This is a genomic window from Dyella dinghuensis, from assembly GCF_003977615.1.
Classification (GTDB): Bacteria; Pseudomonadota; Gammaproteobacteria; order Xanthomonadales; family Rhodanobacteraceae; genus Dyella_B; species Dyella_B dinghuensis.
Genome location: NZ_RYZR01000007.1, coordinates 724,181 through 747,478, shown reverse-complemented (window position 1 = coordinate 747,478; position 23,298 = coordinate 724,181). Strand labels below are relative to the sequence as shown.

Sequence of the window (23,298 nt, the reverse complement as noted above, 5' to 3'; positions counted from 1 at the left end):
GCGGATCATTCTTCGTCTTCGACGAACAGCACACGGCGCGTCATGCCGCAGGTGAGGTCATAGCTGATGGTGCCCGACTGCGCGGCAACGATTTCAACCGGAAGCTCAGGCCCCCACAACGTGACGCGATCGCCTACTTTGGCGCCCGGCGCATCGCGCAGGTCGAGTGTGATGAGATCCATCGATACGCGACCGATCAGCGGCACGCGTTGGCCACCGACAAGCACCGGTGTTCCTGCGACTGCGCTGCGCGGATAGCCGTCGCCGTAACCGACCGCGGCAACACCCACCGGCATATCTTCCGGACATTCCCACAAACCGTTGTAGCCGATGCGCTCACCGCGCTTGATGGCGTTGATGGCAATCAATCGGGTCGATAGCGTCATCGCGGCGCGAAAGCCGAAATCGGCGCCGCTTTTGCCTTCCACGACGGAAAGCCCGTAAAGCAAACCACCGGTACGAACCCAATCACCGCGCGCATCGGGCCATCCGATGACCGCAGCCGAATTGGATAGCGAACGCGGACCGGTCAGTCCACGCGTCGCGTCGCGAAAGCGTTCGATCTGCTCACGTGTGCGCTCGCCATCGAACACTTCGGACTCGGCGAAATGCGTCATCAAACCGATGTCCGGATCGATGCCCGGCATCGTCGCCAACTGCTGATGGACGGCGACTGCCCGCTCCGGCGCAAACCCAAGCCGATGCATGCCGCTATCCACCTTCAACCACACGCGAACACGACCGCGTATCGGCGAGGCTTCGGATAGCCATTGAAGCTGACTTTCGTGATGAATCGCGGCATCAAGGCCCAGACGCTGCATCTCGGCGATATCGCCCGCCTGATCCGGACCCGACAACACGACAATGCGCTGACGATGTCCCGCTGCGCGCAAACGCAATCCATCGCCCAGTGACGCCACGGCAAAGGCATCGGCCGAACCGTTCAACGCACGCGCAACACGTTCCAGTCCATGCCCGTAGGCATCGGCTTTGACGACCGCCATGACCTTGGCTGGCGCAGCCAACTCGCGCAGCCGTTCAAGGTTGTGGCGCAACGCGCCCAGATGGATGGTGGCGACAGTAGTGCGACTCATGATCCTGACTTGATCGAACCCAGCTTGATCGAACCCGGCGCTTTCAAGGCGTGAAAGCGCATGACCGTTGCATCATAGGGTATCGGCTGGCGCGCGGTAGATCAGGGCAATGCGATGGCAATCCGCAGGCAATCGCCTCAGAAATTCCCCACATAGCTATCCGGGCTGTAGTTCTCGAACTTGGTGTAGTGACCCAGGAAGGTCAGCTTCACCGTATCGGTAGGGCCGTTACGTTGCTTGCCGATGATGATTTCGGCGAGGCCTTTGTCCGGCGATTCCTTGTTGTAGTAGTCGTCGCGGTAGATAAACATGATGACGTCGGCATCCTGCTCGATAGCGCCGGATTCGCGCAGGTCGGACATCATCGGCCGCTTGTCGGCGCGCTGTTCCAGCGAGCGGTTCAACTGCGACAGGGCGATCACGGGCACATTGAGCTCTTTCGCCAAACCTTTGAGCGAGCGCGAGATCTCGGAAATCTCCGTCGCACGATTTTCCTTGTTGCCCGGCACCTGCATCAGCTGCAGGTAGTCGATGACGATCAGGCCAAGGCCGCCGTGCTCGCGATGCAGACGTCGTGCGCGCGAACGCAATTCCACCGGCGAAAGACCCGGCGTATCGTCGATAAAGATTTTCGCTTCGGACAGCAGCGCAATCGCATTGGTCACGCGCGGCCAGTCTTCTTCGGCCAGATCACCGTTGCGCAGATGTTGTTGATGGATGCGGCCGACCGACGAAATCAGACGAAACGCCAGCTGTGAGGCCGACATTTCCATCGAGAACACGGCGACGGGTTTCTTGGCGCGCAACGCAGCCGCTTCGGCGATGTTCAACGAGAACGCTGTCTTACCCATCGACGGACGCGCAGCAATGATGATCAAGTCCGAGGGCTGTAGACCGGACGTAAGATTGTCCAGATCGGTGAAACCCGAGGAAATGCCGGTAAGCTGGCCACGATTCTGATAACGCTCATGCAGCAGGCGAAAAGCGTCTTTCACCGCCTCGCGCATGGAAACCGTGTCTTTACGTCCGCGCGCACCGGACTCGGCAATGTGGAAAACGCGCTGCTCGGCGTTTTCCAACACTTCTTGCACCGATTGACCTTCGGGACGATAGCCGTCTTCGGTAATCGCGGTACCGGCGTCGATCAACTGACGAAGCACCGATTTCTCACGCACGATTTCCGCATACGCGACGATGTTCGCCGCGCTGGGCGTCGAGTTAGCCAGTTCCACCAGATAGCTGGCGCCCCCCACCATCTCGGCCAGGCTATTGGCTTCGAACCAGTCGCCAAGCGTGATCGCGTCGCACGGCATGCCCTTGTTCGCCAACTCGGTAATCGCGCGCCAGATCAGGCGGTGATCCTTGCGATAGAAATCCTGCTCGCCCAGTTTGTCGGCGACGCGGTCCAGCGCATCGGACGCAAGCATCAAACCGCCCAGCACCGCCTGCTCCGCATCGATGGAATGCGGAGGAACGCGAAGGGCTTCGATGGCACTGTTACTGGATTTGCGTTCAGGCACAAAGGACATGGACATTCCCTGTTGCAAGGAAAGGCGCACACCGTGTCGGCGGGCACGAAGAGAGAGCATACGCGGCGCTGTCTCATAGAACGAGACAATAAGTCTGTGGATATCTTGTGGGCGCCTGGGGATAACCGACGTTGCGAGTACCCACAAAAGAAACGGGCGCCGCATGGGCGCCCGTTCGCTTGCATCAGGTTGATGACGTAGCGGCTTATTTTTCGCCGACCACGATCACCTTCACCGAGCTCTGCACGTCAGCGTGCAAGCTGATCACCACATCGTATTCGCCGATGTGACGGATCGGGCCTTCGCCCTGGATCACTTCGTTCTTGTGGATGTCGTGACCGGCGGCCTGCAGCGCGTCGGAGATCTCGCGCGGACCGACCGAGCCGTACAGCTTGCCTTCCGGACTTGCATTGGCGCTGATGGTCACCGTCACGTCAGCCAGCTTGGCTTTGCGCGACTCAGCGTCGGTCAACAGGTTGTTGGCCTTGGCTTCGTATTCGGCGCGGCGTGCTTCGAACGCGGCGAGGTTGTCGGCATTCACGCGAACGGCCTTGCCCTGCGGCAGCAGGTAGTTGCGGCCGTAACCCGGCTTCACTTTGACCTTGTCGCCGAGGTTGCCGAGGTTGCGCACTTTCTCGAGAAGAATGAGTTCCATGGTAATTCCTTAATTCGTTAGCACCGGTGTGGCCCAGCGCAGCCGTGGACGGTTGTCCGAAGTCGTACAACTTACTTAATTAACTTAATTACTCCCTCTCCCCTACGGGGAGAGGGCTGGGGTGAGGGGCCAATCTTGCGTCATGGCCGATTCGAAGCACGCTCCGAACCAGCGCTATCGCAAGCATGCCCCCTCACCTCGATCCTCTCCCCAAAGGGGAGAGGAGGAAAAACGACGATCAGACGTCGTGGTTGTCGGTGTACGGCAGCAGCGCGAGGAAACGAGCGCGCTTGATGGCCGTGGCCAGCTGACGCTGGTAACGAGCCTTGGTGCCGGTGATGCGGCTGGGAACGATCTTGCCGTTCTCAGTGACGTACTGGCGCAGCGTGTTGAGATCCTTGTAGTCGATCTCTTTGACGTTTTCGGCCGTAAAGCGGCAGAACTTGCGGCGGCGGAAGAACTTGGACATGGCTTTAGGCTCCTAATCAGTCTTCGAGATCGACATCGTCGCTGTCAGCGCGACCAACACGGCGGTCATCACCGTCGGAGTCGTCGTCGCGGCGGCGCGAGGACTTGGCATCATCCTTTTCCTTACTCTTCAGGATGAAGGACTGATCGGTGTCGGCTTCGTCACGCTTGATGACGAGGTGACGGAGCACCGCATCGTTGAAGCGGAAACCCGACTCCAGTTCGTTCAGCGCGTTCTGGCCCACTTCGATGTTGAGCAGGACGTAGTGAGCCTTGGCCAGGTTCACGATCGGGTACGCCAGCTGGCGGCGGCCCCAATCTTCCAGGCGGTGGATCTTGCCGCCGTCGGCCGTGATCAGCGCCTTGTAACGCTCGATCATCGCCGGAACCTGTTCGCTCTGGTCAGGATGGACCAGAAACACTACTTCGTAATGACGCAAGGTCATTGGGGAAACTCCTTATGGATGAGGCCCTTACAGGCCAGTCAGCCTCCCGCAGATGCGGTGAGGCAAGGTCCCACCCGCACGCCTTTGCGCGCAGACAGAAGCGGAATTGTAAGCGGGATCAACCAGTCAGCGCAACGTGCTGATCTAAATGGGTTTGCGGATGGCCTTAGCCGACGGTGAAGCTTTCGCCGCAGCCGCATTCCCCGGTGGCATTGGGGTTGTGGAAGACGAAGCTGGCGTTGAGGCCCTGGCGCTGGAAGTCGATCACCGTGCCGTCGACGAGCGGCAGCGCCTTGGCATCGACGATGACGGGCACGCCGTCGATCTGGAACGTCTGATCGTCCGTGCCCGCGGTTTCGGCCAGGTCCACCACGTAGGCAAAGCCCGAGCAGCCGGTCTTCTTCACGCCGAAACGGACGCCCGCGGCCGCTGGCGTCTGTTCAAGGAACTGGCGCATGCGTTGGTTGGCGGCGGGGGTTATCGAGATGCTCATAGGACAGTGTTTCTGATTTGGCACTAATGACCCGCTTTGCATGTCGCAGTGCGGGCAAGGGCTACATTATCATGCCCGCTTGCCCTCACGCCCAAAGGAGTGGCGAGCTAGCCAGCTTGCCCTTAACAAATGGGCGCTTCTCCCAGGAGTTTCAATCCATGACGGTGGTAAGCGTCAAACAGGCCCTTTCCGGCAAAGTCGAAGCCGGCAGCAAAGTCACTGTCCGTGGCTGGGTGCGTACCCGGCGCGACTCCAAGGCTGGCCTGTCGTTCGTGAATGTCAGCGACGGTTCGTGCTTCGATCCGATCCAGGCCGTCGTTCCTGCCACGGTCGGAAATTACGAAAGCGAGGTCAAACATCTCACCGCCGGTGCGGGCGTGATCGTCACCGGCACGCTAGTCCCCTCACAAGGCAAAGGCCAAACGTTCGAACTCCAGGCCGACGATGTGGTCGTTACGGGTATGGTGGACGATCCGGAAACCTACCCCATCCAGCCCAAGCAACACTCGATGGAATTCCTGCGCGAAGTCGCACATCTGCGCCCGCGCACCAATCTGTTCGGCGCGGTCACGCGCGTGCGCCACACGATGATGACGGCGATTCACCGCCATCTCACCGACGAAGGCTTCTTCTGGATCAACACGCCCATCATCACCACGTCGGATGCCGAAGGCGCCGGCGACATGTTCCGCCTGTCCACACTGGATCTGGCGAACCTGCCGCGCGATGAAAAAGGCAAGATCGATTTCCGCAAGGATTTCTTCGGCCGCGAAGCATTTCTTACCGTATCGGGCCAGCTCAATGTCGAAGCGTATGCGCTGGCGATGAGCAAGGTGTACACCTTCGGCCCGACGTTCCGCGCCGAAAACTCCAACACGCCGCGTCACCTTGCCGAGTTCTGGATGATCGAACCGGAAATTGCGTTCGCCGATCTCGCCGCAGATGCCGACTGCGCCGAAGCATTCCTGAAGGCCATCTTCAAGGCCGTGCTCGAAGAGCGTGGCGACGACATGGCGTTCTTCGCCGAACGTGTGTTGCCTGAAGCCGTCACGCGTCTGGAAAACTTTATCGCGCAACCGTTCGAACGCATCGACTACACCGATGCCATCGAAATACTCAAAAAGTCCAATCAGAAGTTCGAATTCCCCGTGGCATGGGGTATCGATCTGCAGACCGAGCACGAGCGTTACCTTGCCGAAAAACACGTCGGCCGTCCGGTGGTAGTGATGAATTACCCCGAGCAGATCAAGGCGTTCTACATGCGCCTCAACGACGACGAAAAAACCGTTGCCGCGATGGACGTACTCGCGCCTGGCATCGGTGAAATCATTGGCGGCAGCCAGCGCGAGGAACGTCTGGATTATCTGGACCGCCGTATGGCCAAGTTCGGTCTCGATATCGCCACATACGGTTGGTACCGTGACCTGCGCCGCTATGGCACCGTACCTCATGCAGGCTTTGGCCTAGGCTTTGAACGCCTGCTGGTGTATGTGTGCGGATTGCAGAACATCCGCGATGCCATCCCCTACCCCCGCGCGGCAGGGAGTGCCGACTTCTAAGTTATCGATCCCATGCAACTGCGTCCGTTACTCATCATCGCTTTCTCGTTACTGCTCGGCGCTTGCCATAGCGTCAAGCTGCCCTTGCCTACGACCTTGCTGCCGCAGAGTCCGCCAACCCGAACGCTGGCGGATGCAAAGAAGGCGCTCGATCAGGCCACGCCCTGCTGCACCAGCTTCGCGGATTTTTCTTATCAGAATCCGCTGCCCTGGCATCCGCAGCAATTTGTGTTGGGAGGAACCAGTCCCGTCGCGGCGATCAACGGCGTGCGCAGCTACTTCCTGAGCTTCGCGCTGCCGACGGATGCCAAGCTGCCGTACAAGATCGCGCTGAAATCCGAACTGGTGGGGCGTTCGGTAACGAATTCCAGTTACCTGTTCGCACCGAGCGTCGTCCTGCTGGATGGTGCATTTCAGCCAATCGATTCGACGGATGTGAAACTGTGCGAATACATGGGCTGGAGCAACAGCGACAGCGGCGCATTCGGTAGCGTCACGGTCACGGACAAGCGCGCGCGCTACGTCGTTGTCTACAGCTCGGGCAAGCAACAAAACGACAACACGTACTGGGAGCAAACGGCCAGCACGTTCTCGATTAACAATACCTCCAGCACGCCGGCGGCAACCACGATGGGCGGCAGCTACAAAATCCAGCATGGTCCGGATGGCACCGTGTGGGTAGGCATGATGGATAAGACGTATGCTCAGGCCGTCGACAAGGCCGTATGCGGCAAGGCACCTCCCGGTGATGGCGTGCTCAACACGCTGCGCAGCGATCTGCCGTCACACTTGAGCTGGGGCCCCCTTTGATTCCATTTGTTGTCTACATCGGTTTATTGCTCATTGGTCTTGTGGCCTTCACCATGCACGCGGTGTTGCCGTTTCGTATTGCCAAACATTTGCGTGAAGACTATCCCCAGCACTGGAAAGTGATCGTGGATACGGGCGGCAGTCAGGCTGCGCGCGGACCGCAATTGTGGCTACGCATGCAGCACGTGCTGCGATCGCCGGCGATTGCGGCCATCGACGATGCATCCATCACGCGCATCTGGCGTGTCTGGCGCTACAGTCAATGGATCGCGTGGGGATGCTGGATTGCGGCGCTCGCCCTGCAGTGGCATAGCGCACACTCGTAAGCGATCAAAACATCGCCAAGGAGATCACATGCAATTGGATTTGAGTGGCCGTCACGCGCTGGTGTGTGGCGCATCGCAAGGCATTGGCCGCGCAACGGCGGTCGAACTGGCCGAGCTCGGCGCGAACGTCACGCTGCTTGCGCGCTCGGCAGATCAGCTCAAGGGGGTTGCTGCGAGCCTGCCGAAGAAACACGCGTCGCAGCGGCACGACTGGCGCAGCGTCGACATGCAGGACACCGCAGGCTTGCAGGCCGCGGCAGCTGACATTGTCGCGGCCAATCCAGTGCAGATCCTGATCAACAACACAGGCGGCCCTCCAGGTGGCCTTGCTCACACGGCCGAACCTGCTGCATTCGAAAATACGTTCCGCCAGCACCTGATTGCTGGCCAGGTATTGCTGCAAACCGTATTGCCCGGCATGCGAGCGAGTGGTTACGGCCGCCTCGTCAACGTCATTTCCACGTCGGTGAAAGAACCGATTCCGGGTCTTGGCGTATCCAACACCGTTCGTGCGGCGGTTGCCGCGTGGGCGAAAACCCTCGCCGGTGAGCTCGCTGTGGACGGCATCACTGTCAACAATGTGCTGCCGGGCTACACACGTACCGCGCGCCTTGACGGCATCCTCGATGCGCAAATGAAGAAGACCGGGCGCAGCGAAGAAGAGCTCGCTGCGGAGATGGTGGCTGCCGTTCCGGCACGCCGTTTCGGCGAACCGGGCGAAGTGGGCGCAGTGATCGCGTTCCTGTGCACACCGGCGGCCGCCTACGTCAACGGCGTCAGCATCGCGGTCGATGGCGGCCGCACCAAGTCGCTGAGTTAAGCCTGTACGCACGCGTCCGGTGCAATCCGGGCGCGCAGGTTCTAAGCTTGCAAGGATGCCAAGCACACGCCTCGCCAATCTCATTGACGGTCGCCTGCAGGCGCCCCTGGAAAATCACTGGCTCGACGTTTACGAGCCGGCCACCGGCACGTTGTTCGCACACTGCCCGGATTCCACCGCTGCCGACGTCGATGCCGCCACACAAGCGGCACAAAAAGCCGCGCCGGGATGGGCTGCCACACCCTCCGACGAACGCGCACGTTACCTCAATCGTCTCGCCGATCTGATCGAAGCGCGGCTGGATGAATTTGCCGAACTGGAATCGCGCGATAGCGGCAAGCCGGTTGCGCTCGCAAAGCGTCTGGATATTCCGCGCGCAATCTCCAACCTGCGCTTTTTCGCTGCCGCCATCACGGCGTGGGATAGCGAATCGCACGCGATGGAAACCGGTGCGATCAATTACACGCTGCGCCGGCCGCTGGGTGTTGTCGGCTGCATAAGCCCGTGGAACCTTCCTCTCTATCTGTTTACGTGGAAGATCGCGCCTGCCCTGGCGAGTGGCAATGCGGTGGTCGCGAAGCCGTCGGAAATCACGCCCTGCACAGCTGCGCTGTTGGGCGAACTCAGTATCGAAGCAGGTTTTCCGCCGGGCGTATTGAACATTGTGCAGGGCCGTGGCCCGACCACCGGTCAGGCAATCGTGGAACACCCCGCCATCAAGGCCGTCTCCTTCACCGGTAGCACGCGTACAGGCGCCAGCATCGCAGCTATCGCGGCACCGCAATTCAAGAAGGTTTCGCTGGAGCTTGGCGGCAAGAATCCCGCCATCGTTTTTGCCGATGCCGATCTCTCGGACGAGAATCTCGACACCATTGTGCGATCGGGCTTCGCCAATCAAGGCGAGATCTGTTTGTGCGGTTCGCGTCTGCTGGTGCAACGCTCGATCTACGACGCATTCCGCGAGCGCTATCTGGCGCGTGTGAAAGCTTTGCGCGTCGGCGATCCACAAGAAGCATCCAGCGACCTTGGTGCGCTCGTCTCCAGCGAACATTTTGACAAAGTCATGCGCTGCATTGCGCAGGCGCGCGATGAAGGTGGCAACGTTCTCATTGGCGGCGAGTCGTTGAAACTCAACGGCCGTTGCACCAACGGATGGTTTGTCGCGCCAACCGTGATCGATGGCTTGTCGAACGACACGATGACGAACCAACAGGAAATTTTCGGCCCCGTTGTCACGCTAATTCCGTTCGAAGACGAAACCGAAGCCTTGGCGATTGCGAACGGCACGGGCTATGGCCTTGCCGCATCGTTGTGGACGACGGACCTCTCACGCGCACATCGCATGGCCAACCAGCTGGAATTCGGCATCGTCTGGATCAATTGCTGGCTGTTGCGCGACCTGCGCACGCCGTTCGGTGGCAGCAAACAATCTGGCGTCGGTCGCGAGGGCGGCGTTGAGGCGCTGCGCTTCTTCACCGAGCCGCGCAATATTTGTATTCGCTATTGAGGAATTCATCTTGAGCAGCCCACTACAGGATCTGATCGACAGCAACCGCCGCTGGTCGGCCGACATGACCCGCGCCGATCCGCAATTCTTTGAGCGCCTCGCCAAACAGCAGTCACCCAAATACTTGTGGATCGGCTGCTCGGATTCGCGCGTGCCCGCTACGCAGATTGTCGATCTCCCGCCCGGCGAGATTTTCGTTCAGCGCAATGTCGCCAACGTCGTCTCGCACACCGATCTCAACTGCCTCAGCGCCATCCAGTTTGCGGTGGACGTGCTCAAAGTCGAGCACATTATCGTTGTTGGCCACTACGGCTGCGGCGGTGTGCAGGCTGTGCTGGACGAGCGTCGACTTGGCCTTGTCGACAACTGGTTGCGTCACGTCGGCGATGTCGCGCAGAAACACGGCGAAGTGCTTGCTTCGCTCCCTTCGATGCCCTTGCGCAACACGCGCTTGTGCGAACTCAATGCGATCGAACAGGTCGTCAATGTCTGCCAGACCACCGTCGTGATGGAAGCCTGGGAGCGCGGACAGCCGCTTTCGGTGCACGCGTGGTGCTACAGCTTGTCCAATGGACACATGCACGACCTCGGCATGCATGTCGATTCGCGCGAGTCGCTGCGTCCGGTTTACGAGCAGGCACTCCATCACGTGATGCGCCACGCCGGAGAAATGCGGTGAGCGACGTCGTACGCACCGATGCGGCGCCCACACCGGTGGGCGCTTATCCGCATGCGCGCCGGGTCGGCCATCTGCTTTTTCTTTCGGGCGTAGGCCCACGTCAGCCCGGCACCAATGTCATTCCGGGCAATGTGCACGATGCCGACGGCAAGCTGATCAGCTACGACATCGAACAGCAGTGCCGGCAGGTGTTTGCGAATGTGCGCGCCGTGTTGGAAGCCAGCGGAGCGCGCTGGGAACAGCTTGTCGATGTCACCGTGTTTCTCACCGACATGGCACGCGACTTTCCGATCTACAACCGCTTGTATGCGGAATACTTCAAAGGCGTCGATGCATGCCGCACGACGCTAGGCATCACGGCGCTTCCGACACCGATCGCCATCGAGCTCAAATGCATCGCGGCGCTTCCCTCCGCCGACCACTGAGCATAAAAAAACCCCGGCTTGGAAGCCGGGGTTTTCTCGGTATACCGAACCGTATTGCAACGATTACTTCGCGCCACCAGCGGTGCTGCTGGAAGCCGGCGTGCTGCTCGACTTCTTGTGGGACTTCTTGGTCGACGTGGACGAAGACGAGGACTTAGCAGCCTTGTGGTGCTTCGCGGTCGACGTCGACGATGCCGGTGCTGCCGAAGAGGAAGCGGCCGACTGGGCGAAGACGGAACCGGAGAGCGCCACACCAGCAACGAGCAGAGAAGCGATCGCAAGTTTACGCATCATGATCATGAGCCTCGAGATTTTTGATTGCCACGGACCCGGCCGGAACCCGGCAAACTCGGGCGGCGTGACGGTAGCAACAATGCATGGTTCTCGGCATACGGCAACTGAACAGAATTCAGAAAAAAAGCCCATCTGGTTACAAATTAAGCAAGCCGTGGCTTGAACCTTCAAATTTCGTTTTTTTCCGGTTGGTCCAGGCACTTTTCAAGCAATCGGCGGATCATGCCCTGCACCATCGGCGCGTTGCTGGCATCCCAGGCAAAGCTCTCCTCGTTCATGTACTGGCACTGGGCAAGCTCCAGCTGGATAGCCTGGATCCCCTCCGACGGCTTGCCATATTGGCGGGTGATATAGCCCCCCTTGAAGCGGCCGTTGAGCACGAAGTCGTAGCGGGACTGGGCCTCCATCACGCTGGTCAGACTCCACTGCAGATCGGGGCCGCAACTGGCTCCATCGGCAGTCCCCAGGTTGAAGTCGGGCAAGCGTCCTTCGAACAACATCGGGACACGACTGCGGATGGAGTGACCTTCCCACAGCACTACCCGGCCGTGCTCCTCTAGCAGTCGCGCAATTTCCTGCGCCAACGCCTGGTGATAAGGACGCCACCATGTTTCCACACGCTGCTGGATTTCCTCGGCGGCCGGCTCCTGGCCGGAGAAGTAAAGCGGCTCACCGTCGAAACTGATCGTTGGCACCAGCCCCGTTTCGCGACGCCCCGGATAAAGCGCGTGACCATCCGCCGGACGGTTGAGGTCAACGACGTATCGCGACGCGACGGGCTTGATCACACTCGCCCCGAAATCGGCCGCGAGCGGTTCGTACAGTTGCGCGACGTGCCAATCGGTGTCCGGCGAGCGGCGCGCACGTGGATACATGCGCTTGGCCTGATCGTCAGGAATGAAGCTGCCGTTGTGCGGCAGGCTGATGAGTAGCGGCGCGCTGCCACGTGTAAGGGTGAACGTTTCCATGGGCGCAGTTTGACCCGTTCGCACTTAATGCAGCAACAGCAACTCCTCGGCAGCCGTGGGATGAATCGCAATCGACGCTTTTAGATCGCGCCAATACAGGCCCTTTTGCATCGCCACGGCAAACCCTTGCAGCAATTCATCGCTACCGGGCCCCAGCACATGGATGCCGACCACCTTGTGATTGGTGCCGACGCAAATGATCTTCACCACGCTCTGCTGCGAACGTCCGGCAACCATGAACATCAACGGCGTGTAGCGTCCCGTGTGGACGGCAATGTCATCGCCATAACGCGCGCGTGCATGTTGTTCGGTGAGACCGACCATGCCTAGCGGAGGTTCGGAGAACACCACGCTGGGAACGGCGGTGTCGTCGAAGCGCGCATTCGCATCGCCGCCGATCAAGCGATCCGCCAGTGAGCGTCCGGCAGCTACGGCAACCGGTGTCAGTGCCCAGCGGTCGGTGACATCGCCTACCGCGTAGACGCCCGATACGCTGGTGTTCTGAAATGCATCGACCAGGATGTGACCTTCTTCGTCGCGGGCAACGCCCAGCGCCTCCAGACCGATATGTTCGCTATTGGGAACACGGCCGATAGCCCAGAGCAGCGCATCGTAAACACCGTAATCGGCACCGTCATCCGTTTTTAGCGTGATGGCGCCCGGCTTGCCTTCGGCCGCTATCACCTGCGAACGGCGCACGATGCGGATGCCATGCGCCTGCATCCGTTCCATCAACGCTGCAACGAGTTCCGCATCGAAATTGCCGAGCATGTTTTCGCGAATCAAAAGATCGACTTCACAACCCAAAGCACGCAAAACACAGGCAAATTCAACGGCTACGTAACCGCCACCGACGACCATGATGTGCCGCGGCGCCACTTCCAGCGTGAAGATGTCGTCGGACACCATGCCTAACTCAAAACCAGGCAAATCCTGACGGTGAGGACGCGCTCCCGTTGCAACGACAATGTGCGGCGCACTGAAGCGCGCACCGGATGTCGTTTCCACGGTGTCGACTGAGATCAGCCGCGCCGCTTCCATAACGACGTGAATGCCAGCAGCTTCCAGGCGTTCTTTATAACGGTGACGAATACCCGTGATGTATTGATCGCGCAGTTTGCGAAAACGCGCCCAATCCAGTCGCATCGGCGTCGTCTCGAAACCGAAGTCCGCCGCAAGACGATGCATATCGGCCATCTGCGCCGCAAACCACATCGCCTTCTTCGGCACGCAGCCGCGATTGGTGCATGTGCCACCCAACGCATCGGGATCGAACATCGCCACGCGTGCGCCCAGCTTCGCCGCGCGCTGCGCAACGCTCAATCCCCCGGAACCCGCACCGAGGACGATCAGATCGAAGCGGTCGGCCATCTTGCCTCTCCTTTGGGATGCGGGTGGTTATGCGCTACAGGCCAAATCGTGCCGGTGCGTAAGCTGTCGGGTCGAATGCAGGCGTTGTTCCGTTGAGTTGTGCTGCCACCAGTTCACCGGTGGCCGCCGACATGCTTACGCCAAGCATGCCGTGCGCCGTCGCAAGATGCAGATTCGACCATTGCGTACTAGGGCCGATGATCGGCACCTCGTCCATACTCATCGGTCGCCATCCCCACCACTCTTCCTGCAACTGCGGGCCTTCAGGTTCGCGCAAGCTTGTTGCAGCACCACGACGCAACGCATCGAGGCGCTTGCGATTGAGGCCTTCGGCATAACCGGAAAACTCCATCGTGCTGCCCAAACGAAAACCGCTTTCCCACGTGGTGACGCAGACGGCCGCTTCGCGCAGCACCAGGGCATGCTGCGGTGCATGGGCCGGCCTTGTGAAAGTCAGCGAATAACCCTTGCCCGGCTGCATCGGCAAACGCAGTCCAAGTTGTTTGCCGAGCAATGGCGACCATGCGCCAAGCGCCATGACAACGCGCTCGCCCATGAAGTCGCCTCGCGACGTGCTTACACCGGCAATGTGTCGGCCTTCGGTGCGAAACCCTTCGATTTTTGCACCGGTTTCGATCACACCACCGTGTTCGCGCACGAGACGGGCGAGCTCCGCGACATAGCGATCCGGCCGCAAACGCGCATCGTCTGGATGGAAAAAGCCGCCCTGCACACCGGGTTTGAGTACAGGCTCCATGGCTTCCACTTCATCGCCGCGCATGCGCTGCACAGAGATACCCAGGCGATCAAGCAACTGTGCGTGGTGCTGTTCGTCGGCGTCGCGTTGTTGTGCATTGCGATAGACGTAGAGCACCCCTTCCTCGACAAACTCGCAATCCAAGCGTTCCGCACGAATCAAGTTGGCCAGCAAACCACGCGAACGCTGCAGGATCGCAGCGCGCGCCTGCGCGGCACGGTTGAAGTCCTGCCAGTTGCAATGCCTGGCAAAGCCAAGCAGCCAGCGCAGTCGGGGGCTGTCGAAACGAGGGTTGAGATATAGCGGCGCGTCGGAACGAAGCATCGAACGCAACGCAACGCCAAGCATGCCCGGCATCGCCAAGGGCGCTGCATGGCTGGGCGTTATCGTGCCGCAATTGCCGTGTGAACTGCCGCAACCGGGCGTCCCCTGCTCCAGCACGCGCACGCTGGCGCCACCCCTGAGCAGGTAAAGCGCACAGGACAGGCCGATTACACCACCACCAAGGATCAGGACATCGCAACGGGAAGCATCCATCCGACCATTGTAGCGATCCTGCTGCATTGGTACTTGCGTACGGACAAAGAACGTCGCAGGCTGGTGTCGCGCAACCACGACATTGTCCCCACTATGCCGATGCGTTTACCGAAGTGCCTGTTTTGCACGACCGTGCTGCTGGCATTGACCAGCGTGCATGCGCAAACCCCTGCGCCCGATACTTCGGTCCCCAGTACCGACGAAGTGATCAAGCACTTCGGTGACGCGCCCAACGGCCTTGCGCGTTACGACTACCTTACCGAAGTGATACCCAGGCTCGATAAAGACGATGCCGCGTTTGCAGAACAACTGCTCGCTACCGTGGATAGCGAGTTGGGTCTCTATAACGAAGCCATGATGGCCTTTCCGTTCGACAACCGCATCAATCCACCGAGGTCTCAAATGCTTCCGCAGCGCGGTGCATGGGCGACCGTGAGCGCTGCCGATGCCGTCGTCGATATGGCCGCGAACCGCCATATCGTGATGGTCAACGAAGCCCACCACGATGCGCACACCCGTGAGTTGACGCTGGAGTTGCTTCCACGCCTGCGTGCGATGGGTTTTCGGTATTTCGCCGCCGAGGCGGTGGACGATAAAGACCCGGGCCTGACGCAACGCGGCTATCCGAATGAGACAACCGGCACCGAATATCTGCTGGAACCGCTTTACGGCGAAATCATTCGTCAGGCGGTCAAGCTGGGCTACATCATCGTGCCCTATGACCCGGACGAGCCAACATCCACCGGCCGCGACACCGTCGAAGCGCAAACGCTTTACGAAAAGGTGTTCGCCAAGGATCCGCAGGCAAAACTATTCGTGCACGCCGGCTATTCCCACATCGACAAAGCCGCGGGCAATCTCGGCAACAACATCAAGCCGATGGCCATGCAGCTCAAAGTGCTAAGTGGATACGACCCGCTGTGCATCGACCAGGTGCAATTTCGCGATGTCGCGGTGGGCGGACTCGATTTCGGCTTCTACGACAAGATGGCCTTGCAGTTTTCGCCGCACCAACCCATCGCGTTGCGCAAACTCGATTCGGACACCTACTGGACTTCCGCGCCACGCGAGCACGACATAAGCGTCATTCTGCCGCCGGCTTCTCCAGGCGATCTGGATTACGGTATCGCCAACCAGGCCGATGCTGTGCGCCGGGAAATTGTTTTGCCGCGCCAGCCGTTCGATGTTCGCGAACGCCCATCCTGGTTGAGCCTTGATGGAAAGCGCGCCACTGTTTCCATCGACACGAGTCTGTGCCAAGACCAGGTTCCCTGCGTCGTGGATGCGTATTACCCCGGCGAACCGGACAACGCTACTCCCGCCGATCGATACACCTTTCTCAAAGGTCATTCCCACAACGTGCTCTACCTCTACCCCGGTCATTACCGGCTGCGGGCGTGGAATGCCGCAGGGGCCACGCTTGGTCAAGAAAATATCGACGTCGCCATGCACTGACGGGCCTAAGTCGACTTGCCGCACTTAGCTCTTGCAGTTTCTAGGAACTTCCATCCAAGCTATTGATTTGATATAAGCTCGGCGCAAACGCCGCCGAGGTTTATGTATGGCTCTGGCCAGCACGGGTGATACGGATAAGCACAGACCGATGGGCCAGGCGCTGCGCCTGGCCGCCATCGCTAGCTTGCTGTTGTTATTGGCCGCGTGTGCCAGCAACCCTCGACGCGAAGCAACTTACAAACCTTCGCACTCGGCCCTCGCCGACGAACCGGCGCGCGCGCCGGAAAACTCCGTCGGAACCGCCAACGATGTGCTGTTCCGCGCCATGGCGCTGGTCGGCACGCCGTATCACTACGGCGGCAACACGCCCGAAGGCGGCTTCGATTGCAGCGGGCTGGTCGACTATATCTATCGCAATGCGGCCAACATCATGCTGCCGCACAGCTCGCGCGACATGGCCGGGATCGACGGGCAGAAAGTCCGCAGCATGGACGACCTGATCAGCGGCGATCTGGTTTTCTTCGACATCGGCGGCGGTATCAGCCACGTCGGCGTCTACGTCGGCAAAGGCCGATTCGTGCATGCACCCAACAGCGGCGGCACCGTTCGCCTCGACGACATCGACGGGCCCTACTGGCGCGACCATTTCGCCTACGGCAAACGCCTGCTCGACTGATCATTCGAACCCCAAAGAAGTCTTTTTGCTCTCTTCACAAAAAATATATTGTGCACAATTAAATTTGATGCTATCTTTCGAAACATGAAGGCTGACCTCGAACCCAACTTGTTGCTCGACGAACAGCTCTGCTTCGCGCTGTACGCCGCGTCGCGACGCCTGACGGCGGTTTATCGCCCGCTGCTCGACGCATTGGGCCTTACCTATCCCCAATATCTGGTGATGCTGGTGTTGTGGGAGCGCGACGGGATTACGGTGCGCGAACTCGGTGCGCGCCTGCAGCTCGACTCCGGCACGCTCACGCCGCTGCTGAAGCGACTGGAGCAAGCCGATCTGCTTTTACGACGACGTCGTGAGAGTGACGAGCGTGAAGTGGAAATAACGTTGACCAACGCGGGACGTAGCCTGCACGAGCGTGCCACCGAAGTACCGCGTTGCCTGGCAAAAAAACTTTGCATGTCCGCCGACGAATTCGTACGTCTGCGCGACGAACTCAAATCCCTGGCGATCCAACTCGCCCCCACCCAAGAATGAGACGACGACCATGAGCAATCCGACCAAAGTTCTCTACACCGCTACAGCCACCGCCAAGGGCGGCCGCGAAGGTCACATCCATAGCAGCGATGGCGTGCTGGATTTCGATCTGAAGGTTCCGAAGGAACTGGGCGGCCCGGGCGGTGCCGGCAGCAATCCGGAGCAGCTGTTCGCCGCAGGTTATGCCGCGTGCTTTGAAGGTGCAGTGCGTTATGTTGCGCGCGAGAAGAAGGTTGCGCTGAAAGATGCATCCGTCACGGCGCATGTCGGTATCGGCCCGCGCGAACCCACCGGTTTCGGTATTGCCGTGAAGCTCGACGTCAGCCTCCCCGGCATCGACCGCGCTGTTGCGCAAGAACTGGTCGATACGGCGCATCGCGATATCTGCCCGTATTCGCATGCGACGCGCGGCAATGTCGACGTGCAGATCAGCCTGGTTTGATCTTGCCTGGAAACTCAGACAACAACGGCGCCTTTCGGCGCCGTTGTTTTTTTATGCTTGTACGTTACGCAATCAGTGCGCTTCTGCACCCGGCGGATGCGCATGGCCGTGCTGGATTTCTTCTTCGGTCGCGTCACGCACTTCCTGGATCGCCACATCGAAGTTGAGCGTCTTGCCGGCCATCGGATGATTCATGTCCACATCGACTGTGCTCATACCGACTTTGTGCACCGTCACGGCGCGCTGACCGCCCTGCTTGAGCGACAGCACCGTCACCATGCCCGGTTTCAGACGATTACCCTGCTGGAAATACTTCTTCGGCACGCGCTGGATCTGGCCTTCCTGGCGCTCGCCGTAACCGTCGGCAGGGGCAATTTCCACCTGCAGCGAGTCGCCCGCGCCGTGATCTTCCAGCGCCTTTTCCAGACCGGGAATCAGCTGGCCATGGCCAAGCAGAATCCACAACGGCTGCCCGCCTTCATGCGAGCTTTCAACCTTCTCGCCGTCCACGGTAAGCGTGTAGTGGAACGCGATGACCTTGTCCTTGCCAGCCTTCATTACCTGTCTCTCGGGTTGAGTAAAGGCCCTATTCTACCTGTGACAGCCCTTTTACCGGTAAAACAGCCTGCTAATGACCGCCGTCGCTATAAACGGCGTATTCGAAGCCTTCCAAGGTGAATCCCGCCACTTCGCGCATACCCAGGCGCTCGTGGGCGCGAAGTGATGGAAGGTTGTCGCGCCGGATAAAAAGCACTGCTTCGCGACCGTGGCACCGCGCGCTCAATGCCTCGTACAACCGCGGCAACAAACCATGGCCACGCTCGGAGTCGGCAATACAAACCGGTCCATAAACATAGGCAGAGAGCGCACCCGGCCACGCCACCCACATGGCTTTCACCGAGAGAGGAGCTGCCGCATTGTCCTTGGCAGCCGAGAACAACACTCCGACCAGCCGCTGCTCTCGCCGTGCCACGATGACCGGCATACCGCCCGACACCATGCGCGCCACGGTTTCAGGCGGAAACTCTCCCGTCAACGAACCACCCTGCGAGGGGGCGTTGGCCTGCAAGAGCTCGCTGATATCGTCGACATCGGCGACGGTCGCAAGCGTGATGTCGTACATGCCACATGCCTCCTTGACCCTGCTCAACTCCACTTACTCCCCAAATCGCACGCCGCGTGCCTCCGGCCCAAGCCAGACCAGCAACGCCAGCAGCAAGGCCACGCATGCAATCCAAACGGACATCACCAAAGGCAGACCCCACCCTTGGGCAGCCAGCCATGACTGCGCCGTAGCAGTGCCCGCAGCGAGCAAATTGCCCATCTGATAGGCGAAGCCTGGCAATGTGCCACGCACGGCATCCGGAGAAAGCTCATTGAGATGCGAAGGCACAACGCCCCATGCGCCCTGCACCATCACTTGAATCAGGAATGCACCCAAACCAAGTAAGAGGAAAGATCCGCCATAGGTCCATAGCGGCACTACTGGAATGGCGAGCAATGCAGCGATGATCATCGCCCGGCGACGACCGATACGTTCCGACCACGCTCCGAAAAAAATTCCGCCGACGAGTGCACCAAGATTAAGCAACGCAACAAGCATAAAAGCCGCACCCGATCCGGTCGGCAAATGCAGATTCACTTCTTCGAACGTGTGATACATGTCCTGCGAACCATGACTAAACATGTTGAACGCAGCCATCAGGCACATCAGATAAATCGCCAGCTTCCAATGCCCGCGCATAGCATCAAGCAAGCTGCGGCGACCGTGCTGCGTTTGTGTCGCTTCCCACGCAGGAGATTCCGGCACTTTGCGCCGAATGTAGAGCACCAACAATGCGGGTATCGCGCCGACGACAAACAAACCACGCCAGCCGATGTGATCGACCAGCAACCAATTCACCAGCGCGCCTAGGAAAAAACCGCACGGATAGCCGCTTTGCAGTAACCCTGAGACAAGACCGCGCGATTTTGGCGGAATGGTTTCCATCGCCAGCGATGCACCAATGCCCCATTCACCACCCATCGCAACACCGAACATGAAACGCATGATCAACAGCATCGTCAGCGACGGTGCGAACGCAGTGGCGAGTTCGAACACCGAGAACAGGATCACGTCGATCATCAACACGGGACGGCGACCGTAGCGATCGGCGAGACGGCCGAAAATCAGCGCACCAATGGGACGCGCCGCGAGCGTGAGCAAGACACCCAACGTCACATCGGTACGGTCGGCGTGAAATTCCTTCGATATCGCCACAATCACGAATGTGAAGAGGAAATAGTCGAACGCATCGAGCGTCCAGCCTAGAAAGCTCGCCAGCACGGTGTGGCGCTGCTCATGGTTCAATTCGCGCAGGGCGGACAGGGCTGACATGGAGGGCTCCCGGTTTGCGACCGCAGGAGGCTAGCACGTTGTTCAGCCAGCGCCGACCGTGCGGGCCCGAATCGTGTATACTGCGGAACTCCATATCGCCATTTTGCTGCGAATGGTTCCTTAGAATTTTTGAAACGGCGACGCGGTTCTGTACATGAGCTCCGGGTTGCACACTGGAGTACATCATGTCATTTGAATCGCTGGGCCTAGCCCCTGCGTTGTTGCGCGCGCTTGCCGAACAGGGTTACACCGAACCCACCCCCATCCAGGCTGGTGCCATTCCGGTCGTACTGGAAGGTCACGATTTGCTGGCTGCCGCGCAAACCGGCACCGGCAAGACCGCCGCCTTCGCGCTTCCGTTGCTGCAACGCATGTCAACGGCCGCCGCTTCGGGCAACCGCCGTCCGCGCGCACTGATCCTCACGCCAACGCGTGAACTCGCCGCGCAGATCAACGACAACATTCGCGAATACGGCAAGCATCTTCGCGTCAGCACCGCCGTGATCTTTGGCGGCGTCAGCATGGGCCCGCAGGTGAATGCGCTGCGTCGCGGCGTGGACATCATCATCGCCACGCCGGGTCGCCTGGTCGATCACATGCAGCAACGCACGATCGATCTGCGCGGCATCGAAGTATTGGTGCTGGACGAAGCCGATCGCATGCTCGACATGGGCTTCCTGCCCTCGCTCAAGCGCATCATCAGCGCATTGCCGACACAGCGTCAGACGCTGCTTTTCTCTGCGACGTTTGCGTCGGAGATCAAGTCGCTGGCGATGCAGTTCATGCATTCGCCGCGCGAAGTGTCGGTGACGCCGGCCAACAGCGTCGCGACGACGGTCAGCCATGAAGTGCACCCGGTCGACGCATCGCGCAAGCGCGATTTGCTGTTGCACGTGCTCAGCAAGGACAGCCGCCGCCAGACGCTGGTTTTCAGCCGCACGAAACATGGCGCCGACAAGCTGGTGCGCTACCTTGAACAATCCGGCCTGCGCGCCGCAGCGATTCACGGCAACAAGAGCCAGAACGCTCGCACACGTGCACTCGCGGACTTCAAGAATGGCCGCGTGACGGTTTTGGTCGCGACCGATATTGCCGCACGCGGCATCGATATCGATCAGCTGCCGATCGTGATCAACTTCGATCTGCCGATGGTTGCGGAAGACTACGTGCATCGCATTGGCCGCACGGGACGTGCCGGCGCCGATGGTTTGGCATTGTCGCTGGTGAGCCACGATGAGTCGGGCTTGCTACGCGATATTCGCAAGCTGCTCAATCAGGACATCGCGATTAACGAAGTGGCTGGTTTTGAATTGTCGGTGCCGTTGCGCCTGGATGCGCACGCTCCGCGTCCGAAGCAGGGTCAACGTCAGCAGCAGCGTCCGCGCCAGGGTGGTTCGTCGCATCGTCCACATGGTCATGCGCAGAATAAGAATGGCGGTGGCGGCGAGCATGCGATGGGTAATCGCAAACGCCGTCCGGGTGGGCGTAGGCCTGCGGCGAAGGCGTAAGCCCTCCTCAAGCGCTCAACCCCCTCACTGTCATTCCGGCGCAGGCCGGAATCCAGTAAAAATAAGCCGTGCAAAGCACTCAGAACGTTTTTGGTCTGGTGCTTTTGCTCTGCGTCGCCACTGGATTCCGGCCTGCGCCGGAATGACGGTGAGGTAAATCGGGGACGGCGAAGTAAAACTGGGCGCCTCGTCAGTGTTCAACCATCCGGCCGAACACGTGCGGTAAGTATGTGGTCCTCCCACACTCCCGCAATGTTCAGATATTGCTTCGCGTAACCTTCCCGCACAAAACCAAGCAGCGCGAGTAACTTTGCGCTGCGTTCATTGCGCGGCAGATAGTTCGCCATCACGCGATGCAGATCCAATTCGTCGAATGCCCAATCGATACCGGCGCGAAGGACCTCCTGCATCAAACCCTGTCCTTGCATGTGCGCAGCGACACCATAGCCAAGATGACAGGCTTGAAAAGCACCGCGCACGATGTTGGCGAAGGTGAAAGTCGCCAACAGCATGTGCTCGTCACGGTCGAACACGAGCAACGGATAACCGCGATCAAGCCGCACATTCTCGCGACCTTCCGCAATCGATGTAATGCAGTGATCCAGCGTGTAGTAAACCGGCTCGCGTAACGGCTCCCAGGGACCAAGATGAAGCTGGTTTTCCACGCGGTATCGAAGAAGCTTCGGCGCGTCGTTCTCTTCAGGCAACCGAATGACGGTGCGTGGTGTACGCAAAATGGGGAAAACGCTCACATTTACCCCTATATCCAGACAAAAGCAGGGGCCATTACAGGCTTATATGTCGCAAAGCTCACCGCTCCTGATCCGTCGGCCGAAGCAACACTTCGTTGATGCATACGTAGTCGGGCCGCGTCACACAGAAAAGGATCGTGTCGGCAATATCCTGAGACTGCAATTGGCGCATTCCGCCAGCGAGCGCATCCACGGCTTTCTTCGTCGTTTCGTGACTGACGTGATCGCGCAATTCGGTATCCACCATGCCCGGCTCGATCACACTCACGCGGATGTTGTCCTTGAACACCTCACGGCGCAACGCTTCGGAAAAACCCACTACACCGAATTTCGTCGCCGCATAAGCCGCCGAGTTGGGATTGGCGACGCGCCCTGCCACCGACGAGATGTTCACGATGTGTCCGTCGCGCCGTTCGCGCATGCCCGCCAGCGCGGCCTGCGTCGAAGCAATCAAGCTCAGCACATTCAATTCGAGCATCCTGCGCCAACGACCCAGATCCGCTTCGGCAATCGGTTCCAGATACATCACGCCAGCGTTGTTGATGAGGATGTCCAGACGGCCATAACGCGCTTCCGTTTCCTTCACGATGCGTTGCGCCTCCGCTTCATGCGACAGGTCCGCCACCAGCACCAGGGGCTCTGCACCCTTTTCGGCGAGCTTTTTAGCCAGATCGTCGAGCCGGTCTTTGCGGCGCGCGGCAATCGCCACCTTGGCGCCCTGATCGGCAAGCGCCAGCGCCGTGGCTTCCCCAATGCCCGAGGATGCGCCCGTCACCAACGCCACACGGTCTTTCAAGCGGTTTTGCATGCTAGCTC

General features: G+C 59.8%; 27 protein-coding genes. 13 read left to right on the top strand and 14 right to left on the bottom strand.

What is annotated here, in order from left to right:
• Positions 1–5 precede the first annotated feature (5 nt).
• The 6 genes from alr to EKH79_RS16995 all read right to left on the bottom strand — a co-directional run bounded on the left by alr (position 6) and on the right by EKH79_RS16995 (position 4,685).
• Positions 6–1,094 carry an alanine racemase gene (alr, locus tag EKH79_RS17020; RefSeq protein WP_126675002.1) on the bottom strand — a complete coding sequence of 363 codons (1,089 nt, stop codon included), beginning with the start codon at positions 1,092–1,094 and terminating at the stop codon, positions 6–8.
• A gap of 137 nt (positions 1,095–1,231) precedes the next feature.
• Positions 1,232–2,623 (bottom strand): replicative DNA helicase, encoded by a 1,392-nt coding sequence (locus tag EKH79_RS17015; RefSeq protein ID WP_126675001.1) that lies wholly within the window; start codon positions 2,621–2,623, stop codon positions 1,232–1,234.
• A gap of 205 nt (positions 2,624–2,828) precedes the next feature.
• Positions 2,829–3,278, bottom strand: coding sequence for a 50S ribosomal protein L9 (gene rplI / locus EKH79_RS17010; protein WP_126675000.1), 450 nt, complete (start codon positions 3,276–3,278; stop codon positions 2,829–2,831).
• Positions 3,279–3,516: 238 nt separating this feature from the next.
• Positions 3,517–3,747, bottom strand: a complete 231-nt coding sequence (rpsR, locus tag EKH79_RS17005) for a 30S ribosomal protein S18 (protein ID WP_111983860.1) — start codon at positions 3,745–3,747, stop codon at positions 3,517–3,519.
• A gap of 16 nt (positions 3,748–3,763) precedes the next feature.
• The gene (gene rpsF / locus EKH79_RS17000; RefSeq protein WP_126674999.1) at positions 3,764–4,192 is read right to left on the bottom strand and encodes a 30S ribosomal protein S6; all 429 of its coding nucleotides are present in this window, start codon (positions 4,190–4,192) and stop codon (positions 3,764–3,766) included.
• A gap of 166 nt (positions 4,193–4,358) precedes the next feature.
• Positions 4,359–4,685 carry a HesB/IscA family protein gene (locus EKH79_RS16995; protein WP_126674998.1) on the bottom strand — a complete coding sequence of 109 codons (327 nt, stop codon included), beginning with the start codon at positions 4,683–4,685 and terminating at the stop codon, positions 4,359–4,361.
• A 158-nt stretch (positions 4,686–4,843) separates the two neighbouring features.
• Here EKH79_RS16995 and asnS point away from each other — a divergent pair, with 158 nt between their 5' ends.
• From asnS to EKH79_RS16955, 8 genes are all read left to right on the top strand, one after another.
• A complete protein-coding gene (gene asnS, locus EKH79_RS16990) occupies positions 4,844–6,244 on the top strand; it encodes an asparagine--tRNA ligase (protein ID WP_126674997.1) in 1,401 nt (466 codons plus the stop codon).
• A gap of 12 nt (positions 6,245–6,256) precedes the next feature.
• Entirely contained in the window at positions 6,257–7,054 is a 798-nt protein-coding gene (locus EKH79_RS16985; RefSeq protein ID WP_126674996.1) for a MalM family protein, read from the top strand.
• Positions 7,051–7,380 carry a hypothetical protein gene (locus EKH79_RS16980; RefSeq protein WP_233590370.1) on the top strand — a complete coding sequence of 110 codons (330 nt, stop codon included), beginning with the start codon at positions 7,051–7,053 and terminating at the stop codon, positions 7,378–7,380. The genes EKH79_RS16985 and EKH79_RS16980 overlap by 4 nt, the downstream gene beginning before the upstream one ends.
• A gap of 28 nt (positions 7,381–7,408) precedes the next feature.
• Positions 7,409–8,200, top strand: a complete 792-nt coding sequence (locus EKH79_RS16975; RefSeq protein WP_126674995.1) for an SDR family oxidoreductase — start codon at positions 7,409–7,411, stop codon at positions 8,198–8,200.
• Between the two features lie 55 nt (positions 8,201–8,255).
• Complete coding sequence (locus EKH79_RS16970) at positions 8,256–9,707, top strand: aldehyde dehydrogenase (RefSeq protein ID WP_126674994.1); 1,452 nt, start codon at positions 8,256–8,258, stop codon at positions 9,705–9,707.
• Between the two features lie 64 nt (positions 9,708–9,771).
• Positions 9,772–10,386 carry a carbonate dehydratase gene (gene can / locus EKH79_RS16965; RefSeq protein WP_233590376.1) on the top strand — a complete coding sequence of 205 codons (615 nt, stop codon included), beginning with the start codon at positions 9,772–9,774 and terminating at the stop codon, positions 10,384–10,386.
• A complete protein-coding gene (locus EKH79_RS16960; protein ID WP_126674992.1) occupies positions 10,383–10,811 on the top strand; it encodes a RidA family protein in 429 nt (142 codons plus the stop codon). Before can ends, EKH79_RS16960 begins: the two co-directional genes overlap by 4 nt.
• Before the next feature lie 82 nt (positions 10,812–10,893).
• The gene (locus tag EKH79_RS16955) at positions 10,894–11,268 is read left to right on the top strand and encodes a hypothetical protein (protein WP_126674991.1); all 375 of its coding nucleotides are present in this window, start codon (positions 10,894–10,896) and stop codon (positions 11,266–11,268) included.
• A gap of 4 nt (positions 11,269–11,272) precedes the next feature.
• On the opposite strand, the gene hutG is transcribed toward EKH79_RS16955, so the two are convergent.
• The 3 genes from hutG to EKH79_RS16940 are packed head-to-tail and all read right to left on the bottom strand — an operon-like array spanning position 11,273 to position 14,738.
• Positions 11,273–12,073 carry an N-formylglutamate deformylase gene (gene hutG, locus EKH79_RS16950; protein WP_126674990.1) on the bottom strand — a complete coding sequence of 267 codons (801 nt, stop codon included), beginning with the start codon at positions 12,071–12,073 and terminating at the stop codon, positions 11,273–11,275.
• Positions 12,074–12,097: 24 nt separating this feature from the next.
• Entirely contained in the window at positions 12,098–13,444 is a 1,347-nt protein-coding gene (gorA, locus tag EKH79_RS16945; RefSeq protein ID WP_126674989.1) for a glutathione-disulfide reductase, read from the bottom strand.
• A 34-nt stretch (positions 13,445–13,478) separates the two neighbouring features.
• Entirely contained in the window at positions 13,479–14,738 is a 1,260-nt protein-coding gene (locus tag EKH79_RS16940; RefSeq protein WP_126674988.1) for an NAD(P)/FAD-dependent oxidoreductase, read from the bottom strand.
• Between the two features lie 33 nt (positions 14,739–14,771).
• Here EKH79_RS16940 and EKH79_RS16935 point away from each other — a divergent pair, with 33 nt between their 5' ends.
• The 4 genes from EKH79_RS16935 to EKH79_RS16920 all read left to right on the top strand — a co-directional run bounded on the left by EKH79_RS16935 (position 14,772) and on the right by EKH79_RS16920 (position 17,845).
• Complete coding sequence (locus tag EKH79_RS16935) at positions 14,772–16,193, top strand: hypothetical protein (protein ID WP_126674987.1); 1,422 nt, start codon at positions 14,772–14,774, stop codon at positions 16,191–16,193.
• A 148-nt stretch (positions 16,194–16,341) separates the two neighbouring features.
• A complete protein-coding gene (locus EKH79_RS16930; RefSeq protein WP_126675073.1) occupies positions 16,342–16,869 on the top strand; it encodes a C40 family peptidase in 528 nt (175 codons plus the stop codon).
• A gap of 84 nt (positions 16,870–16,953) precedes the next feature.
• Positions 16,954–17,403: a MarR family winged helix-turn-helix transcriptional regulator gene (locus tag EKH79_RS16925; protein ID WP_126674986.1), complete on the top strand. Its 450-nt coding sequence runs from the start codon at positions 16,954–16,956 to the stop codon at positions 17,401–17,403.
• A 10-nt stretch (positions 17,404–17,413) separates the two neighbouring features.
• Positions 17,414–17,845 (top strand): organic hydroperoxide resistance protein, encoded by a 432-nt coding sequence (locus tag EKH79_RS16920; RefSeq protein WP_126674985.1) that lies wholly within the window; start codon positions 17,414–17,416, stop codon positions 17,843–17,845.
• A 72-nt stretch (positions 17,846–17,917) separates the two neighbouring features.
• Here EKH79_RS16920 and EKH79_RS16915 read toward each other — a convergent pair whose 3' ends face one another.
• The 3 genes from EKH79_RS16915 to EKH79_RS16905 all read right to left on the bottom strand — a co-directional run bounded on the left by EKH79_RS16915 (position 17,918) and on the right by EKH79_RS16905 (position 20,222).
• A complete protein-coding gene (locus EKH79_RS16915; protein WP_126674984.1) occupies positions 17,918–18,403 on the bottom strand; it encodes an FKBP-type peptidyl-prolyl cis-trans isomerase in 486 nt (161 codons plus the stop codon).
• A gap of 70 nt (positions 18,404–18,473) precedes the next feature.
• On the bottom strand, positions 18,474–18,968 hold the full coding sequence (locus EKH79_RS16910) for a GNAT family N-acetyltransferase (RefSeq protein ID WP_126674983.1): 495 nt from the start codon (positions 18,966–18,968) through the stop codon (positions 18,474–18,476).
• 33 nt (positions 18,969–19,001) lie between these two features.
• Entirely contained in the window at positions 19,002–20,222 is a 1,221-nt protein-coding gene (locus EKH79_RS16905) for an MFS transporter (protein ID WP_126674982.1), read from the bottom strand.
• 185 nt (positions 20,223–20,407) lie between these two features.
• On the opposite strand from EKH79_RS16905, the gene EKH79_RS16900 reads away from it, so the two are divergent.
• Positions 20,408–21,730: a DEAD/DEAH box helicase gene (locus EKH79_RS16900; protein ID WP_126674981.1), complete on the top strand. Its 1,323-nt coding sequence runs from the start codon at positions 20,408–20,410 to the stop codon at positions 21,728–21,730.
• Positions 21,731–21,927: 197 nt separating this feature from the next.
• On the opposite strand, the gene EKH79_RS16895 is transcribed toward EKH79_RS16900, so the two are convergent.
• Positions 21,928–22,482 carry a GNAT family N-acetyltransferase gene (locus EKH79_RS16895; RefSeq protein WP_126674980.1) on the bottom strand — a complete coding sequence of 185 codons (555 nt, stop codon included), beginning with the start codon at positions 22,480–22,482 and terminating at the stop codon, positions 21,928–21,930.
• 58 nt (positions 22,483–22,540) lie between these two features.
• Positions 22,541–23,290, bottom strand: coding sequence for an SDR family NAD(P)-dependent oxidoreductase (locus tag EKH79_RS16890; protein WP_126674979.1), 750 nt, complete (start codon positions 23,288–23,290; stop codon positions 22,541–22,543).
• Positions 23,291–23,298: the final 8 nt, after the last annotated feature.